At 79.7% G+C, this 1537-nt stretch carries 1 protein-coding gene; it reads left to right on the forward strand.

Annotated elements, in window-relative coordinates:
• The coding region (locus B7P34_RS35855) for an ATP-binding protein (RefSeq protein ID WP_146167041.1) at window positions 1-1537 on the forward strand (1537 nt) is incomplete at both ends.

Raw genomic sequence — 1537 nt, forward strand, 5'->3', positions numbered from 1 at the left:
CGCCGAGCTGCTCCGCGCCGCCGCGCCCCCGCCGCCCGCCCGCCAGGCCGGCCCCGAACTGCCCCTGCTGCACCGCCAGGAGGAGCGCGAGCGGCTCGCCCGGCTGCTCTCGCGCGGCCGCTCCGTCCGGCTGACCGGCCCCGCCGGCTCCGGCCGCAGCTCCCTGCTGGACGCCGTCGCCGAGGACTGCGCCGGCCTCGCCCCCGACGGCGTCGTCCGCCTCACCGGCTACCACCGCACCGTCACCGACGTCCTGTACGACCTGTTCGCGGCCGTCCACCACGCGCCCCAGCACCGCCCCGACCGGGCCGCGCTGCTCGGCCACGTCCGTGAGATCGGCGCCGTCGTCATCCTGGACGACCTGGAGTTCGGCGGCGCCGCCCTGGACGAGCTCCTCGACGCCACCCCCGAGTGCGCCTTCCTCTTCTCCGCCACCCCCGACGTCGCCGCGCCCTCCGCCGACTCCCACGTCGAGGAGGTCTTCCTCGGCGGCCTCGACCGCACCGCCTGCCTGGAGCTCCTGGAGCTCTGCGTCGACCGGCCCCTCACCGACGAGGAGGCCGGCTGGGCGGCCGACCTGTGGTTCGAGTCCGAGGGCCTGCCGCTGCGCTTCGTCCAGGCCGGCGCGCTGCTGCGGCTCGGCGCGCCGCCCGCCGACGGCCGGGGGAGCGAGGCGCCCGCCGCCGACTCGGCCGCCGACGAGTTCGGCGTCGTCGCCGAGCGCCCCTACGTCGCCGCCGCCGAGGCCGAGGCCGGCACCGACCACGGCGGCACGCCGCTGCCCTCCCTCGCCGAGGCCTGCCGCCCGGCCGTCCCGCTCGCCTCCCGGCTCGGCGACGCCGCCCGCGACACCCTGCGCTTCGCCGTCGCCCTCGGCGGCGAGGTCCCGCACCAGGCCCACCTGCCCGCCCTCGTGGGCGACACCCACGCCGACGCGGCCGTCGGCGAGCTCCTCGCGAGCGGCCTGATCACCACGGTCGCCGGGCACTACCGCCTCGCCGCGGGCGTCGCCGCCCAGCTCACCGCCGAGGGGTACGGCAGCGGCGCCGCCGAGCGCGCCCACGCCGCCGCCCAGCACTACGCCTGGTGGTCCGGCCACCCCTCCGTCACCCCCGAGCGGGCCGCCGCCGAGGCCGACGCGATCCTCGCCACCCTCGCGGCCCTCGCCGCCGAGGGCGACCCCGCCCACCGCGCCGCCGCCGTCCTCCTCGCCCGCACCGCCGCGCCCGCCTTCGCCGCCGCCCTGCACTGGAGCGCCTGGGAGCGCGTCCTGCGCTACGGCCAGGAGGCCGCCCGGCGCGCCGGAGAGGTCGGCGAAGAGGCCTACTTCCACCACGAGTTGGGCGTCCTCGCGCTCTGCACCGGCAATCTGCAGCGGGCCCGCGCCGAGCTGGAGGCCTCCGTCGGCATGCGCGGCGTCATGGCCGACAAGCGCGGCGCCATAGCGGGCCGCCGGGCGCTCGCGCTGGTCGCCGACCGCTCCGGATTCACCCCGGCCGGCCCGGCGGGCAGCCCCGCGGGAGGCCCGTCCGCCGCC

It is taken from the genome of Streptosporangium nondiastaticum, from assembly GCF_003011965.1.
GTDB lineage: Bacteria > Actinomycetota > Actinomycetes > Streptomycetales > Streptomycetaceae > Streptomyces > Streptomyces nondiastaticus.